The organism is Streptomyces pimonensis, from assembly GCF_041380215.1.
Lineage (GTDB): Bacteria > Actinomycetota > Actinomycetes > Streptomycetales > Streptomycetaceae > Streptomyces > Streptomyces pimonensis.
The window spans coordinates 458,542-474,853 of record NZ_JAHWZY010000001.1; the positions used below are offsets into that span (position 1 = coordinate 458,542).

Below are 16,312 nucleotides of genomic sequence, written 5' to 3' on the forward strand. Positions count from 1 at the left end.
GGGTTTCATTCGCTGTTCACCGGCGGGAGCGGGGCCGCTCGCCGGCGGGCCACCGCCCGCCGCAGGCTGCGTGCCTTGCGCGCGACCCGCCGTACGGTGGCGTTGCGCGGCAGGAAGCCCAGCTGGGCCGGGACCCCGCCCGGTAGCCCCAGGGAGGTCAGCCGCTTCTTCGTGAAGTACCTCCAGGTGCCCTCGTCCAGCCGCGTCGACAGATACCGCTCGGTCTCGTCCCGCAGCTCCGGGAGGATCTTCGGCTGCATCGCGAACCCGACGGCCCGCACGAGGTCGGCGAGCGCCTCGGTCTCCATGCTCCCGCGCCGCTCCGCGACGGCCGCGCGGTCGTCCGGCGCGGGCAGCAGCGCGTGGACGATCGTGACGGGGATGCGATTGCTGTTCTCGTACGGTGTCAGCCGTTTCAGCAGCGTGTCCGTGCCGACCCGGGCGACCGGCAGACCGTACAGCTCGGACGCGGTGAGCAGCGCCGTGGAGAAGCAGCCGACGACCACCGCCGGACGCATCCGCTGGTAGAGCACCTCGGCGAGCACCGGAGTGTCCAGCACCGTGAGATCGGCACCGAGCCGCTCGGCCTCCCGCTCCAGGGTGCGGGTGAAACGGGCCGGGGCCGTGGGATGCGGCTTGAACAGCACCCGGGTGTGGCCCAGCTCCACCACGCCCTTCAGCATCCGCACATGCAGGTCCTCCTCCTCCTCGGCGGAGAGGATGCGCAGTGCGGACAGGTACTGACCCAGCAGCAGCGCGGGTTCCTCCACGTCCGGCAGCGCGGCGCCGGTATCGACCAGCTCGGCGAGCACCTTGGTGAACGCCGGGGTCGGCACCACCTCCGACGCGACACCGAACTCGGTGAGCAGCAACGGCCGGAGCCCCGGCACCAGGTCCAGGTGGAGCAGGCGCTCCACTCGCGTGCCGACCAGCGGGTCGATCTTGTTGCGGGTGGGGCCGTAGCTCATCAGGCCGTCCGCGTAGACGGTGACAGGCGCGTCGGTGAAGATCTGCGCCACCCCGAGGGCCGGGTTGACCTGGATGGACTCCACCGCGAGCGCCACGTCGTCGTCACCGATTCCCCAGGCCAGCCGCAGATACCGCTCCCACATGGGCACGTCGTCCGGACGTGGTTCCCAGCCGCCGGGGTGGAAGGGGAAGACGGCCTCGTTCCACGACACCACGTCGTCGAAGCGCGACCGAAGCCGCTCGAACCCGGGCATCTCGTCGACGGAGGGTGTCGTCTCCGGCGTCACCGCGTTGTTGGAGACCAGCAGGATCCGCCGGTCGGCGGGTGCGAAGCAGCCCGAGTCGAGGGCGGCGGCGAGCGTGGCGGTGCCGTACAGGGTCGACACCATGAAGATCTGTGTGCTCACGCTGCCACCTCCGCGCCCGGCGCCGGACGACGGCGCAGCCGGCGCAGCCGTCCGGCGCGCTCTGCGTCCATCGAGTCGAGCGCGTCGTCGAGTACGTCCTGCGGCATGCGCCGCAGGGCAGCGGTGCTCATCGCCTTCAACTTCCTGGCCACGGGAGGCTCGAACCGGTCGGCGGCGCCCAGGTGATGGGCGATGATCGCGCAGTACGTGCGTACGGCCTTCGGCAGCAGCGCCGACGCCTCCGCGTCCCCCGAGGCCTCCTCGATCACCTGGTCGAACGCGCGGATGAAGTCGAGTTGCCGGGCGTCGCCGATCTGCGTCAGTGACGAGGCGACGCCGCGCCGGTAGAAGACCCCGAGCAGGCTGGTCACCGCGAAGGACTCCGCCTCCCGGTGCAACTTCCAGATCCAGGGCCGGTCCTCCGCCGTACGCAGCCCGTCGGTGAAGTGCAGCAGACCGCGCTCGACCAGACGACGGTGGTAGACGCCCGCCCAGGCATAGGCGTAGTCGACGGAAGTGGTCCGGTGGGCGGGCAGGATCGCGTCGCGCGGCCGCAGCACCACGTTGCGCCGGCCGTGCGGGACGCGGTGCACGGTGCGGGCCCGTGCCGTGCACTGCACGTGGTCGGTGCGGACGAAGTCGCAGCCGAGTGTCTCGATCGCGGCGACCAGCCGGGCGTAGTAGCCGGGCGCCAGCCAGTCGTCGCCGTCCATGAAGGTCAGGTACTCGCCACGGGCCCGGTCGATGCCGGTGTTGCGGGCGGTCGCCAGACCGCCGTTGCGATCGTGTCTGACCAGTACCGCCCCCGGCAGTTCGTGTTCCGCGCGCGCGAGAAGGTCCGCGGTTCCGTCGGTCGAACAGTCGTCGACGAGAATGAATTCGAAGTCGTCGCGAGCGTTGGCGCGCAGACTTCGCAGGGCATCGAGGGCGTATTGCCGCACATTGTAGAACGGCACGATCACGGAAAGCTTTGGCACTTTCGAGACGCTAGGAGATCGCCGGATAGGCAAACTTTCCGATAGGGGTACACGGGGTGAACTCGACGTGTCGGAACGGTGCATCGCTTGTGCTTCCGGGGAATCCGGGGGCGGGTTCGGCTTTCTGTGGTGTGCTGTTAACTTCTCGTTGATTCAAGGTTGGGCCATGCCTAGGGTTCGCTTCCTAGCGTCTTGGATGTGCCAGCAAGTGCAACGAAGCCCCTCAGGGTCGCGGTCCTCGCGGATTCCGACACCCGGTGGAAATGGGGCGCGCTCACCGCGAACCGCGTCGCGCCGTCGGAGCCCGGAGAGCCGGGAGCCGCGGCCGGCCGGGCCGTCCGCCTCGACGGATACCTCCTGCGGGGCCGCGCCACCCCCACCGCCCGCCAGCTCGGCGAGGTCGGCGTCCGGGCGGACTCGCTCCGTGAGGTCACCGCCGTCGAGTTCCTGCGCGCGGTGCGCGAGGAGCCGTACGACCTCCTCGTGCTCTCCCTGGTCGGCGGCGGTGTGCAGGCGATGCTGCACGGGCTCAAGCGGGTCTGGGAGGACCGGCCGCAGCGGCCCGTCGTCGTCACCGGATACGTCGGTGTGGTCTACGAGAAGCTCGCCGACGGCCTCCTGCTGCGCCACGGAGCCGACCTGGTGCTCGCCAACTCCCGTCAGGACGCGGACCGTTTCCGCGCCGTGTACGAGGGAGTGGGAGCCGACGCCTCCTCGGTGACCGAGGTCGCGCTGCCGTTCCTCGGCGGGGCCGCGTACCAGGGCGAGCACGACCCCTACACGGTCGTCTTCGCCGCCCAGCCCTCCGTCCCGGAGAGCCGCAGGGACCGTACGTACCTGCTGGACCGGCTGGTGCAGCACGCCCGTCGGCACCCCGAGCGCGAAGTGCTGCTGAAGCTGCGCTCCAAGCCCGGCGAACACACCACGCACATCGAGGAACTGCCCTACCAGAAGCTCGTCCAGCGGCTGGACCCGCCGGCCAACTTCCGCCTGGTCTACGGGAACATGGGCGAGGTCCTCGACCGGACCGACCTCCTCGTCACCGTCAGCTCCACGGCCGCCCTGGAGTCGCTGCACCGCCGCATCCCGACCGTAATCCTCACCGACCTCGGGATCCGGGAATCCCTCGGCAACCACCACTTCGTCGGCTCCGGCTGCCTCGCCTCCTGGGACCAGCTCGACGAAGGGCACCGGCCGGTGCCCGACGCGGAGTGGGTGTCCCGGCAGGGAGTCGCGGCCGAAGGAGGGGCGTACGACACCGCGTTCGACACGGCCCGCGAACGCATCGCCAAGCTGCTCGGCCGCCCCGGCGGACTCCCGCCGCTGACCCCGTACTACACGCCCGTCACCGCGCCCGGCTACCTGCCCGGCATCCTCGCCCGCCACCACCTCGGCCCGGACGGCACCCCACTGCCCGGCGCGCCCGCCGCTGACAGGGAGCCCGGACCGGTCCGGCAGATCGTGCGCCGCGCGGCGCGCGGCGCCTACCGGCACGGCGTGCAGCGCGTGGCCCCGGTGATCCGCCGGATGGGTGAGCTGTGACCGGCCCGATCCCCGACCGAGGAGCTGATCCCATGCCCCACCCGCCGACGGTGCGCCGCGTGCTCGCCGTGATCCCCGCGCGTGGAGGCTCCAAGGGCGTCCCCGCGAAGAACCTCGCCCCCGTCGGCGGCGTCCCGCTGGTGGCGCGCGCCGTGCGCGAGTGCCGCGCCGCGCGGTACGTCACGGACGTCGTGGTCTCCACCGACGACCAGGCCATCGCGGCAGCCGCCCGGCAGGCCGGCGCCGAGGTCGTGCTGCGGCCCGCCGCCATCGCCGGCGACACCGCCACCTCCGAGGCCGCCGTCCTGCACGCCATGGACGCCCACGAGGCCCTGCACGACACCCCCGTGGACGTGGTCCTGCTCGTCCAGTGCACCAGCCCCTTCCTGCTCCGCGAGGACGTCGACGCGGTGGCCGCCGCGGTCGTCGACCAGGGCGCGGACACGGCCGTGACCGTCGCCCCGTTCCACGGCTTCGTCTGGCGCGACGCCGACGACGGGGCGACCGGGGGCGGGTACGGCGTCAACCACGACAAGTCCTTCCGCCCCCGCCGCCAGGACCGCCCCCAGGACCTCCTGGAGACCGGCGCCGCCTACGCCATGGACGCCGCCGGATTCCGCGAGCACGGGCACCGCTTCTTCGGCCGCACCGAACTCGTGCGCACCGACCCGGCCCGGGTGCTGGAGATCGACGATCCGCACGACCTCGCCCGGGCCCGCGCCCTCGCCCCGCTCTTCGACGCGGAGCGGCCCGGCGCCCTCCCGACCGCCGCCGACATCGACGCGGTCGTCCTCGACTTCGACGGCACCCAGACCGACGACCGGGTGCTGATCGACTCCGACGGACGGGAGTTCGTCTCCGTGCACCGTGGGGACGGGCTCGGTATCGCGGCCCTGCGCCGCAGCGGCATCGAGTTGCTCATCCTGTCCACGGAACAGAACCCGGTGGTCGCCGCCCGCGCACGCAAGCTCAAGCTCCCCGTGCTGCACGGCATCGACCGCAAGGACCTCGCCCTCAAGCAGTGGTGCGAGGAACAGGGCATCGCGCCGGAGCGCGTGCTCTACGTCGGCAACGACGTCAACGACCTCCCGTGCTTCGCCCTCGTCGGCTGGCCCGTGGCGGTCGCGAGCGCCCACGACGTCGTACGCGGCGCCGCACGCGCGGTCACCACCCTCCCCGGCGGTGACGGCGCGATCCGGGAGATCGCCGGCTGGATCCTCGGCCCCTCTCTCGATTCCCTCCCCAAGTAAGGAAACCCCGGACATGAGCACCAACACCCGCATCCGTACCTTCGGCACCCGCGAGGCCGGCCCCGGCCGCCCCGTGTACGTCACCGGCGAGATCGGCATCAACCACAACGGCGACCTCGAGAACGCCTTCAAGCTGATCGACGCCGCCGCCGAGGCGGGCTGCGACGCGGTCAAGTTCCAGAAGCGCACGCCCGAGATCTGCACCCCGCGCGACCAGTGGGACATCGAGCGCGAGACCCCCTGGGGCCGGATGACGTACATCGACTACCGCCACCGCGTGGAGTTCGGCGAGGACGAGTACCGCCAGATCGACGAGTACTGCAAGAGCAAGAACATCGACTGGTTCGCCTCCCCGTGGGACACCGAGGCCGTCGCCTTCCTGGAGAAGTTCGACGTCCCCGCCCACAAGGTGGCCTCCGCCTCCCTCACCGACGACGAGCTGCTGCGCGCCCTGCGCGCCACCGGCCGCACGATCATCCTCTCCACCGGCATGTCCACCCCGAAGCAGATCCGCCACGCGGTCGAGGTCCTGGGCAGCGACAACATCCTGCTCTGCCACGCCACCTCCACCTACCCGGCGAAGGCCGAGGAGCTGAACCTGCGGGTCATCAACACCCTCCAGCAGGAGTACCCGAACGTCCCGATCGGCTACTCCGGCCACGAGACCGGCCTGCAGACCACCCTCGCCGCCGTCGCCCTCGGCGCCGTCTTCGTCGAGCGCCACATCACCCTCGACCGCGCCATGTGGGGCTCCGACCAGGCCGCCTCCGTCGAGCCGCAGGGCCTGACCCGCCTGGTCCGCGACATCCGCACCATCGAGGCCTCCCTCGGTGACGGCGTCAAGAAGGTCTACGACTCCGAGCTGGGCCCGATGAAGAAGCTGCGCCGTGTCACCGGCGTGGTCGCCGAGGCGGAGATCGCCGCGGCCGCCGGCGAGCCCATGTCCGTCTGAACTCCCGCACCCTCCCCCACCCTTACGACGACGGGAACGGTCGTACGTCGATGAGCCCCCGCGCCGGCCGGCCCGGCCCCCACACTCTCGCCTTCGTCGAGAGCCCGGTACAACTACTCAACGTGCTGGAGTGGGCGCACGCGCATGCGCCCGGCGTGGGGCTCACCCTCGTGGTGCTGTCCCCGGTCGACCCCATGACCCGTGGTCAGCTGCGCCGCATGGCGGAGCTGGCCCGCGAGGAGGGGCACGAGGTCCGCTGGGAGGAGGCGCGCGGCGGAGCGGGCGCCCCGCTGCAGACGGTCGGCGGCCTCACCGCCCCGCTCCGCCGGGCCACCCGCGTCGTCCTCGGCGACCCCTTCTCCCGCTACGTCCAGCTGCTGCTGACGATCACCCGCGCACGTGAGGTCGTCGTCGTCGACGACGGCACCGCGACGATGGAGTTCGTCGGCCAGCTGGCCCGGGGCGAACGCCTGGTGCGCTGGCACCGCAAGGGCGGCCGGCCGGGCCCCCGCGAACTCGTCCTCCTCCCCGTGTCCGCCGCCGCCCGGCGCCGGCTCACCCCCGGTGAGAAGCGCACGGTGGAGGTCTTCACCTCCATGCCCATGGAGGACACCCCGCCCGGTGTCACCGTCAGCTCCCACACCTTCGCCTGGACCCGGGGCCGCTTCGGCCCGCCCCGGGTCACCCGGGGCGCCGACATGGTCGGCACGTCCCTGGTGGAGACCGGTGTGGTGGACGCCGACGCCTACCTGGAGGCGGTACGCGCCCTGGTCGCCGCGCACGGCGCCAAGCGCTACTTCGCCCACCGCCGCGAGAGCACGGAGAAGCTCCACCGGCTCGCCGCCGAGACGGGACTGGAGGTCGTCCGCCCCGAGTTCCCGCTGGAACTCATCGCCCGGCGCGGCCCCATCGGCGCCACCGTCCTCAGCTTCCCCTCCACGGTCGTCCACACCCTGCCGCTGGCCCTCGCCGGCACGGGCGTCCGCGTCGTGGTGTGCGACATAGACCCCGCCTGGCTGACCAGGAGCGCCTCCCCGCGCGCCCAGGGCTTCCTGGCCAACGTCACGGACACCGCCAAGTCCGCCCACCACCTGCGGACGGCGCCGGCGGTCTGAGCCGTTGTCGCCGGGAGGGACCGGGCGTTCGGACGCTCGCTCATGCCGGTGAGGCCCGATGTCACCAGGTGGGAGCGCCCGTATGCCGGCCGTGGAACCGGTTCCCGCCCTGCCGGGTCTCCCGATGAGCACGCCCGTGCCCGAGGGCCCAGGCTCCCCGCGGCCGAGGAGCTGCCGCCGGCGCTCCCACCTGCGACCTGCCGCCGGCCACCGCCGACCTCAAGGACCACGAGGACTTCCGCCCGCACCACGGCCGTCGCGTTCTCGGTGCCGGCTCGCAGCCGCCGCCTGCCGGCATCCGCCGAATGAACCGGGCCGCGTGCCTTCGGCCGATCGTGGTAACCGTGAGGAGTGGAGGGGTGCCGGAACCATGTCCCGGATTGTGATCGGCCTCATGGACCAGCAGGCCAGCGGCCTATACCCTCGCAAAAAAGGAGGTGAGTGTACCCACCTCGATACGCGACTATGCGTAGGGCGGCCAGATTTTCTCCCCCCAACGGGCTGATTTTTGTTGATCGGGGGCCGGTGGACAGCTCTGGAGCCCTACTCTTCAAAGGGTGAAACCACTGATGTCACTGGAGTCCGAGATCGATCTCCCCGGGGGAGCGGTGCTTCCCGGCGCGCTGCCCGAGGCCCTGCGCGCCGAGCTCGTGGCCTTCCGACGCGACCTCCACATGCACCCGGAACTCGGCCACCAGGAGTTCCGCACCACCGCGGCGATCAAGGAACGCCTCGAGCGGGCCGGTCTGAAGCCCTGGGTCCTCTCCGGTGGCACCGGCGTGATCTGTGACATCGGAACCGACGACGAGGCCGGCACGGACTCGGCGATGCTCGCCCTGCGCGCCGACATCGACGGCCTGCCCATCCCCGACATGAAGGCCGACTGCCCCTACCGTTCCACCGTGCCCGACCGTGCCCACGCCTGCGGCCACGACGTGCACACCACCGTCGTGCTCGGCGCCGGCCTGGTCCTCGCCGAACTGCACCGCCAGGGCCTGCTGCCCCGTCCCGTGCGGCTGATCTTCCAGCCCGCCGAGGAGGTGCTGCCCGGCGGCGCCGCCGAGGTCGTCGAGGACGGCGGACTCGACGGCATCGGCCGGATCCTCGCCGTGCACTGCGACCCCCGCGTCGACGCCGGGAAGATCGGCCTGCGCGAGGGGCCCATCACCTCCGCCTGCGACCGGCTGGAGATCGCCCTCGACGGTCCCGGCGGCCACACCGCCCGCCCGCACCTGACCACCGACCTGGTCACCGCCGCCGCCCGGGTCGTCACCGACGTGCCCGCCCTGGTCGGCCGCCGCGTCGACAGCCGCAGCGGACTCGCCGTGACCTGGGGCCGGGTCGAGTCGGGCCACGCGCCCAACGTCATCCCGCAGCACGCCGAGCTGTCCGGCACCGTGCGCTGCCTGGACCTGGAGACCTGGCGGCAGGTCCCCGACATCGTGGTCGCCGCCATCGACGAGGTGGCCAACCTGCACCGCGCCAAGTCGGAGATCACCTACGTGCGCGGCGTCCCGCCGGTCGTCAACGAGGCCGGGGCCACCGAGCTGCTGCGCGACGCGATGATCGCCCGGCGCGGAGTGGAGTCCGTCGAGGGCACCGAGCAGAGCCTCGGCGGCGAGGACTTCTCCTGGTACCTGGAGCGCGTCCCCGGTGCCATGGCCCGCCTCGGCGTCCGCCCCCCGGGCGAGCGCACCGTGCGCGACCTGCACCAGGGCGACTTCGACGTGGACGAGCACGCCATCACCGTCGGCGTGGAACTCTTCACCGGCGCCGCCCTCCTGGACGCCCTGCGCTAGGCGACGGCTCCTCGGACGCCGGACGGGCCGGCTCGGCCCCCGGGCGTCCGGGGAGCGGGGCCCGGGGCAGAGCGCGGGTGCGGGGCGGTGGGGGCGGAAACCTCCAGCCGGCTTCCGTCCCGCCCGTGCCACCGTCACCTCTCCCGCCCCTCCCGCTTGCGTGCCCCGCGCGTCAGGGGCAGCGTGGGGCGCGTGCAACCGCTCGTACCGCGCCGGTCGCCCGGCTCGGGCCGGTACGGCCCCCTGGTTCACAGGGGCGTAACCAGCCATCGGCACGAATGGATAACGGCCCCGCTCGATCCCGTTCCCAGGAGTTTCTACGCGCGTTAATGTGCGCCGGACCGAGCACCCGCTGCGGGGCTTTGGAGAATGGGGAACTTCAGATGCGTCGGACATCCAGACTGACCCGCGTCGCGGTGGGGGTCGCCTCGCTCGCACTCGCAGCCACCGCCTGCGGCGGCACCAGCAGTGACAACGGCGACAGCGGCGGCTCCAAGGAAGACCTCGGCCTCGCCATCGCCTACGACATCGGGGGCAAGGGCGACCAGTCCTTCAACGACGCCGCCTTCGCCGGCCTGACCAAGGCCAAGGACGAGTTCGGCTACAGGACCGCCGATGTGGAGCCCACCGAGGGCGAGACCGACGCGGACAAGGAGCAGCGTCTGGCCTCGCTGGCCCGCCAGGGCTACAACCCGGTCATCGGCGTCGGCTTCGCCTACGGCCCCGCGATGAAGGCCGTGGCCGCGAAGTACCCGAAGACCACCTTCGGCATCGTCGACTCCGTGGTCGAGGGCGACAACGTCGCCTCCCTCGTCTTCGCGGAGGAGCAGGCCTCCTACCTCGCCGGCGTCGCCGCCGCCAAGGCCACCAGGACCGATGTCGTCGGCTTCGTGGGCGGTGTGGACATCCCGCTGATCCACAAGTTCCAGGCCGGCTACGAGCAGGGCGTGAAGGCCACCGACCCCGAGATCAAGGTGATCTCGCAGTACCTCACCCAGACCGCGGAGGAGGGCGGCTTCTCCAGCCCCGACAAGGGCAGGGCCGCCGCCGAGGGCCAGATCGAGAAGAAGGCCGACGTCATCTACCAGGCGGCCGGTCTGTCCGGTCAGGGCGTCATCGAGGCCGCCGCCGCCAACGAGGTGTGGGCGATCGGCGTCGACTCCGACCAGTACCGGCAGGAAGCCCTCGCCCCGTACAAGGACTGGATCCTCACCTCCGCCCTGAAGGACATCGGCGGTGCGGTGTACACCCTGGCCAAGTCGGTCCAGGACGGCAAGCCGCTGACCGGCACCCAGGTCTTCGACCTCGAGGTGAACGGCGTCGGCCTGTCGGAGAGCAATCCGAGGATGGCCGAGGTCGCCGGCCTGACGGACGCCGTGGCCAAGGCCAGGGAGGGCATCATCGACGGCTCCATCGAGGTCGGGACCGAGCAGTAGGAACGGCGGCGCACCCGTACGGAGCGGGCGGACACCCGGAGTGTCCGCCCGCTCCGCCGTCCCCGTTCCCGCTCACCCACAGCCACCCCGCGTTCGCGCCCGGCGACGCCCCGAGCCGTATTGGCCACGGCCGGATAACAAGGTGGACAGAAGGGGTTTTCAGGCAGGTCTACGCGCGTTAATCTGCGGCAAAGCCAGCGCCGCAGCTGAACACGTCCCGGCGCTTGTACGACTAGGAGCACCACACATGCGCCGGATTTCCCGGATCACGGCCGCAGGCGCAGCGACCGCCTCCCTGGCCCTCGCCCTCTCCGCCTGCGGTTCGACCTCCACCTCCTCGAGCTCCTCGGAGTCGAAGGACGACAAGGGCCTCGCCATCGCCTACGACGTCGGCGGCAGGGGTGACCAGTCCTTCAACGACGCCGCGTACGCGGGCCTGGAACAGGTGAAGAAGGAGTTCGGCTACCAGACCGCCGACGTCGAGCCCACCGACGGCGAGACGGACGCCGACAAGGAGCAGCGCCTGGTCTCGCTGGCCCGCCAGGGCTACAACCCGGTCGTCGGCGTCGGCTACGCGTACGCCTCCGCCGTGAAGGGCGCCGCGGAGAAGTACCCGGACACCACCTTCGGCATCGTCGACGACGCCACGATCGAGGCGGACAACGTCGCCGACCTGGTCTTCTCCGAGGAGCAGGCCTCCTACCTCGCCGGTGTCGCCGCCGCCGAGAGCACCAAGACGAACGTCGTCGGCTTCGTGGGCGGTGTGGACATCCCGCTGATCCACAAGTTCCGCGCGGGCTTCGAGCAGGGCGTCAAGGACACCGACCCCAAGGTCAAGGTGATCCCGCAGTTCCTGACCCAGACCGCGGAGGAGGGCGGCTTCTCCAGCCCCGACAAGGGCAAGTCCGCCGCCGAGGGCCAGATCGAGAAGAAGGCCGACGTGATCTACGCGGCCGCCGGTCTGTCCGGTCAGGGCGTCATCGAGGCCGCCGCCGCCAACAAGGTGTGGGCGATCGGCGTCGACTCCGACCAGTACCAGCAGGAAGCCCTCGCCCCGTACAAGGACTGGATCCTCACCTCGGCGATGAAGGACGTCGCCAAGGCGGTGTACAACCTGGCGAAGTCGGTCGAGGAGGGCAAGCCGGCGACCGGTATCGTCAAGGGCGATCTGAAGACGGGTGAGGTGAGCCTGTCGAACTCCAACCCGAAGTTCGCGGACGACGCCGAACTCCAGGAAGCCATCGAAAAGGCCAAGGAGAAGATCGTCAGCGGCGAGATCAAGGTCAAGTCGAGCTGAGTGACACCCCCCGAGTAACCGCGGGGTCGCGTCCGCTCGACGGGGTACGAGGAGCCCGGCTCCTCGTACCCCGTCGGCCGAGTGCGCCACCCCTTTGCATGCCATAGGGGCGCTACGCGCGTAGATGGCCCCCGTCCCCAGGAGAGTGCGTCATCAACGCGTCCAGCAGCCCTCCGGCCGGAGCGGCGGTCAACGATTCGGTGACCGCCGTCGAACTCGCCGGGATCACCAAGCGCTTCCCCGGTGTCGTGGCCAACCACGACATCCACCTCACCGTCCGCAGGGGCACCGTCCATGCCCTCGTCGGTGAGAACGGCGCCGGCAAGTCGACCCTGATGAAGATCCTCTACGGCATGCAGAAACCGGACGAGGGCACCATCACGGTCCACGGCGAGCAGGTGAGCTTCTCCTCTCCCGCCGACGCCATCGTCCGCGGCATCGGCATGGTGCACCAGCACTTCATGCTCGCCGACAACCTCACCGTCCTCGAGAACGTCGTCCTCGGCAGCGAGAAGCTCCACGGCATCGGCGGCAGGGCCCGCCGCAAGATCAAGGAGCTCTCCGACCGCTACGGCCTCGGCGTACGCCCCGAGGTCCTGGTCGAGGAGCTCGGCGTCGCCGCCCGTCAGCGCGTGGAGATCCTCAAGGTCCTCTACCGCGGCGCCACCACCCTGATCCTCGACGAGCCCACCGCCGTCCTCGTCCCGCAGGAGGTCGACGCCCTCTTCGACAACCTGCGCGAGCTGAAGGCCGAGGGCCTGTCGGTCATCTTCATCTCCCACAAGCTGGGCGAGGTGCTCTCCGTCGCCGACGACATCACCGTCATCCGCCGCGGCACCACGGTCGGCACGGCCGTCCCCGCCGAGACGACCCCGCGCCAGCTCGCCGAGCTGATGGTGGGCAGCGAGCTGCCCACCCCCGAGACGGCCGAGTCCACCGTCACCGACCGCCCCGTCCTCACCGTCGACAAGCTGCGCCTGGCGGCCCCCGGCGGCAAGGCCCTGCTCGACGACATCACCTTCACCATCCACGCGGGCGAGGTCCTGGGCATCGCCGGTGTGGAGGGCAACGGCCAGACCGAGCTGGTCGACGCGCTCATCGGCCTGAAGCACGCCGACTCCGGCACCATCCGGCTGGCCGACGAGGAGATCACCTCCTGGGCCACGCGCAAGCGCCGCGAACAGGGCATCGGCTACATCCCCGAGGACCGTCACCGCCACGGCCTGCTCCTGGAGGCCCCCCTCTGGGAGAACCGCATCCTCGGCCACGTCACCGAGAAGCCCAACGCCAAGGGCGTCTGGCTCGACCCGAAGGCCGCCCAGGAGGACACACGCCGGATCGTCACCGAGTACGACGTCCGCACCCCCGGCATCGACGTCACCGCCGCCTCCCTGTCCGGCGGCAACCAGCAGAAGCTGATCGTCGGCCGGGAGATGAGCCACAAGCCGCGCTTCCTGATCGCCGCCCACCCCACCCGCGGTGTGGACGTCGGCGCCCAGGCCGCCATCTGGGACCACATCCGCAAGGCCCGCCGCGAGGGCCTGGCCGTGCTGTTGATCTCCGCCGACCTGGACGAGCTGATCGGCCTGTCCGACACCCTCAGGGTGATCTACGACGGCAAGCTGGTCGCGGACGCCGACCCGGCCACCATCACCCCGGAGGAACTCGGCACCGCCATGACCGGCGCCGCCTCCGGACACCTGGAGCACGAAGAGACCCCGGCCGACGGCGGCCGGGGTGCGGAAGACGAGGCCCGCTGATGAAGAAGTTCGACAAGGAGCGCGTGCTCCTCGCGGTGGCCGGGCCGGTCATCGCGCTCGCCGTGGCCTTCGTGCTCAGCGCGATCGTCCTGGTCGCCTCCGGCAAGAACCCGGTCGAACCGTTCGCCATCATGTTCGAGCAGGCCGGCTTCTCCGACATCCAGGTCCTGATCGTCAACCAGGCCTCGATGTACTACATCGCGGCCCTCGCGGTGGCCATCGGCTTCCGGATGAACCTGTTCAACATCGGCGTCGACGGCCAGTACCAGCTCGGCGCCATGATGGCCGCCGTCGTCGGCGCGCACGCGAACCTGCCGGCGTTCCTCCAGGTCCCCCTGCTGCTGCTGACCGCCGTCCTCACCGGCGCCTTCTGGGCCGGCATCGCCGGCGTCCTCAAGGTCACCCGCGGCGTCAGCGAGGTCGTCGCCACGATCATGCTCAACGCGATCGCCACCTCGCTCATCGTCTACATGTGGAAGCCGGACGTCTTCGGCGTCAAGATCGGCAACAACAGCACCACCGGCGAGATGCACGAGTCCGGCTGGATCCCCGGTATCGACACGGGCGAGGCCGGTGAGATCTACGGCCTGCTGCTCCTCGCCGTCCTGCTCGGCATCGGCTACTGGGTCGTCCTCAACCGCACCCGCTTCGGTTTCGACCTGCGCGCCTCCGGCGCCTCCGAGTCCGCCGCCTCCGCCTCCGGCGTCGACCCCAAGCGCATGGTCCTCACCGCCATGCTGCTCTCCGGCGCCGTCGCGGGCCTCGCGGGCCTGCCGATCCTCCTCGGCGACTCCCACACCTACAACCTCAACTTCCCCACCGGCATCGGCTTCCTCGGCATCGGCATCGCCCTGCTCGGCCGCAACAGCCCGGTCGGCATCGCCTTCGCGGCCCTTCTGTGGGCCTGGCTCGACAAGGCCTCGCCCGAGCTCGACTTCCACGGCTACGACAAGGAGATCGCGGTCATCATGCAGGGCCTGATCGTCCTCTCGGTCGTCGTCTCCTACGAGGCCGTCCGCGAGTGGGGCCTGCGCCGCCAGCAGCGCCGGGTCGGCGCCGAGCTCGCCGCCGGCCACGTCCTGGGCGCCGACAACAACACCACGAAGGAGGTGGCCGGCCGATGACCGCTCCGACCACAGCGACCGACGTCAACCAGCCGTCGCTGGAACACGCACCGCCGACCGGCCGCCGCATGTCGTGGCCCGTCCTGCTCCTGGTCATCGCCGGAGCCCTGGCACTGGTCTCGATCGTCCGCCTCGTCACCGGCGCGAACGGCATCACCAACGTCAGCCAGATGTCCACCGCCCTCCAGCTCGCGGTCCCGATCGGCCTCGCCGGTCTCGGCGGCCTGTGGGCCGAGCGCGCGGGCGTGGTCAACATCGGCCTCGAGGGCATGCTGATCCTCGGCACCTGGTTCGGCGCCTGGGCCGGCTTCCAGTGGGGCCCGTGGACCGGAGTCCTCGTCGGCATCATCGGCGGCGCGCTCGGCGGTCTGCTGCACGCGATCGTCACCGTCACCTTCAACGTCAACCACATCGTCTCCGGCGTGGCCCTCAACATCCTCGCCCTCGGCGCCACCCGCTACCTCGCCCCGCTCGCCTTCGAGGGCCACCAGGGCGGCTCCGCCAAGCAGTCCCCGGCGGTCGACTCCCTCGGCCACTTCACCGTGCCGGGACTGTCCGACGGACTGAGCGACCTCAACGACAAGGGCTGGTTCTTCGTCTCCGACGTCGCCGGCCTGCTCGGCGGACTGGTCACCGGCGTCTCCTGGCTGACCCTGATCGCCGTCGCGCTCGTCCCCGCCTCCTGGTGGATCCTGTGGCGCACCCCGTTCGGCCTGCGGCTGCGTTCCTGCGGCGAGAACCCGACCGCCGCCGAGTCCCTCGGCGTCAACGTCTACAAGTACAAGTACCTCGCCGTGATCATCTCCGGCGGCCTGGCCGGTCTCGGCGGCGTCTTCCTGTCCATCGTGGCCAACCCCTTCTACCTGGAGGGCCAGACCAGCGGCCGCGGCTACATCGGCCTCGCCGCGATGATCTTCGGCAACTGGATGCCGGGCGGCCTCGCCATCGGCGCCGGCCTCTTCGGCTACACCGACAGCCTCAACCTGCGCGGCGGCTCCGCCAACGTGCACGCCCTGCTGCTGCTCGGCGCGCTGCTGCTGGTCATCGGCGCGATCTGGCTGGCCGTCCGCAAGAAGTACGTCCACGCGGTGATCACCCTGGTCGTCGGCGCCCTCGTCTTCGCCTGGTACGCCGGCACCGACGAGGTCCCCAACCAGGTCGTCTCCGCCACGCCGTACGTCATCACCCTCGTCGTCCTCGCGCTCTCCGCGCAGCGACTGCGGATGCCGAAGGCGGACGGCATGCCGTACCGGAAGGGACAGGGCAAGTGACCTCCTCCGGTTCCACTGCGGCCGGCGTCGACTGGGAGGCGCTGCGCGCCGTCGCGCGGGACGCCATGTCCCACGCCTACGCCCCCTACTCGGGCTACCCGGTCGGCGTGGCGGCCCTGGTCGACGACGGACGCACGGTCTCCGGCTGCAACGTCGAGAACGCCTCGTACGGGATCGGACTGTGCGCCGAGTGCGGACTGGTCTCGGAGCTCCAGCGCACCGGGGGCGGCCGGCTCACGCACTTCACCTGCGTGGACGGCGACGGCGAGATCCTCGTCCCGTGCGGCCGCTGCCGCCAGCTGCTGTACGAGTTCGGCGGCCCCGGTCTGCTCCTGGAGACCCCGGAGGGGATCCTGCCGCTCTCGGAGATGCTGCCGCAGGCCTTCGGTCCGCAGCACCTCACCAAGTGATTC

13 protein-coding genes are annotated in these 16,312 nt (G+C 71.0%); 11 read left to right on the forward strand and 2 right to left on the reverse strand.

The features are described from left to right. Positions 1-5: 5 nt before the first annotated feature. Together KYY02_RS02245 and KYY02_RS02250 are read right to left on the reverse strand one after the other, a co-directional pair. Positions 6-1,376: an alpha-2,8-polysialyltransferase family protein gene (locus KYY02_RS02245; RefSeq protein WP_371235643.1), complete on the reverse strand. Its 1,371-nt coding sequence runs from the start codon at positions 1,374-1,376 to the stop codon at positions 6-8. Continuing rightward, the gene (locus KYY02_RS02250) at positions 1,373-2,353 is read right to left on the reverse strand and encodes a glycosyltransferase family 2 protein (RefSeq protein WP_371235644.1); all 981 of its coding nucleotides are present in this window, start codon (positions 2,351-2,353) and stop codon (positions 1,373-1,375) included. The genes KYY02_RS02245 and KYY02_RS02250 overlap by 4 nt, the downstream gene beginning before the upstream one ends. Before the next feature lie 198 nt (positions 2,354-2,551). Between KYY02_RS02250 and KYY02_RS02255 the strand changes: the two genes are divergently transcribed. From KYY02_RS02255 to KYY02_RS02305, 11 genes are all read left to right on the forward strand, one after another. Beyond that, a complete protein-coding gene (locus KYY02_RS02255) occupies positions 2,552-3,895 on the forward strand; it encodes a DUF6716 putative glycosyltransferase (protein ID WP_371235645.1) in 1,344 nt (447 codons plus the stop codon). Between the two features lie 32 nt (positions 3,896-3,927). Then, positions 3,928-5,145, forward strand: a complete 1,218-nt coding sequence (locus tag KYY02_RS02260; RefSeq protein WP_371235646.1) for a cytidylyltransferase domain-containing protein — start codon at positions 3,928-3,930, stop codon at positions 5,143-5,145. A 13-nt stretch (positions 5,146-5,158) separates the two neighbouring features. Then, positions 5,159-6,097 (forward strand): N-acetylneuraminate synthase family protein, encoded by a 939-nt coding sequence (locus KYY02_RS02265; protein ID WP_371235647.1) that lies wholly within the window; start codon positions 5,159-5,161, stop codon positions 6,095-6,097. A 50-nt stretch (positions 6,098-6,147) separates the two neighbouring features. Continuing rightward, positions 6,148-7,212, forward strand: a complete 1,065-nt coding sequence (locus tag KYY02_RS02270) for a hypothetical protein (protein ID WP_371235648.1) — start codon at positions 6,148-6,150, stop codon at positions 7,210-7,212. Between the two features lie 569 nt (positions 7,213-7,781). Further along, positions 7,782-9,011, forward strand: coding sequence for a M20 family metallopeptidase (locus KYY02_RS02275; protein ID WP_371235718.1), 1,230 nt, complete (start codon positions 7,782-7,784; stop codon positions 9,009-9,011). A 383-nt stretch (positions 9,012-9,394) separates the two neighbouring features. Then, a complete protein-coding gene (locus tag KYY02_RS02280) occupies positions 9,395-10,447 on the forward strand; it encodes a BMP family lipoprotein (RefSeq protein ID WP_371235649.1) in 1,053 nt (350 codons plus the stop codon). A 247-nt stretch (positions 10,448-10,694) separates the two neighbouring features. Further along, positions 10,695-11,744, forward strand: a complete 1,050-nt coding sequence (locus KYY02_RS02285) for a BMP family lipoprotein (protein ID WP_371235650.1) — start codon at positions 10,695-10,697, stop codon at positions 11,742-11,744. A gap of 200 nt (positions 11,745-11,944) precedes the next feature. After that, the gene (locus KYY02_RS02290; protein WP_371235651.1) at positions 11,945-13,504 is read left to right on the forward strand and encodes an ABC transporter ATP-binding protein; all 1,560 of its coding nucleotides are present in this window, start codon (positions 11,945-11,947) and stop codon (positions 13,502-13,504) included. Further along, positions 13,504-14,628: an ABC transporter permease gene (locus tag KYY02_RS02295; RefSeq protein WP_371235652.1), complete on the forward strand. Its 1,125-nt coding sequence runs from the start codon at positions 13,504-13,506 to the stop codon at positions 14,626-14,628. The genes KYY02_RS02290 and KYY02_RS02295 overlap by 1 nt, the downstream gene beginning before the upstream one ends. After that, the gene (locus KYY02_RS02300; RefSeq protein WP_371235653.1) at positions 14,625-15,899 is read left to right on the forward strand and encodes an ABC transporter permease; all 1,275 of its coding nucleotides are present in this window, start codon (positions 14,625-14,627) and stop codon (positions 15,897-15,899) included. The genes KYY02_RS02295 and KYY02_RS02300 overlap by 4 nt, the downstream gene beginning before the upstream one ends. Continuing rightward, positions 15,896-16,309, forward strand: a complete 414-nt coding sequence (locus tag KYY02_RS02305; RefSeq protein ID WP_371235654.1) for a cytidine deaminase — start codon at positions 15,896-15,898, stop codon at positions 16,307-16,309. The genes KYY02_RS02300 and KYY02_RS02305 overlap by 4 nt, the downstream gene beginning before the upstream one ends. The last annotated feature ends 3 nt before the right edge of the window (positions 16,310-16,312 follow it).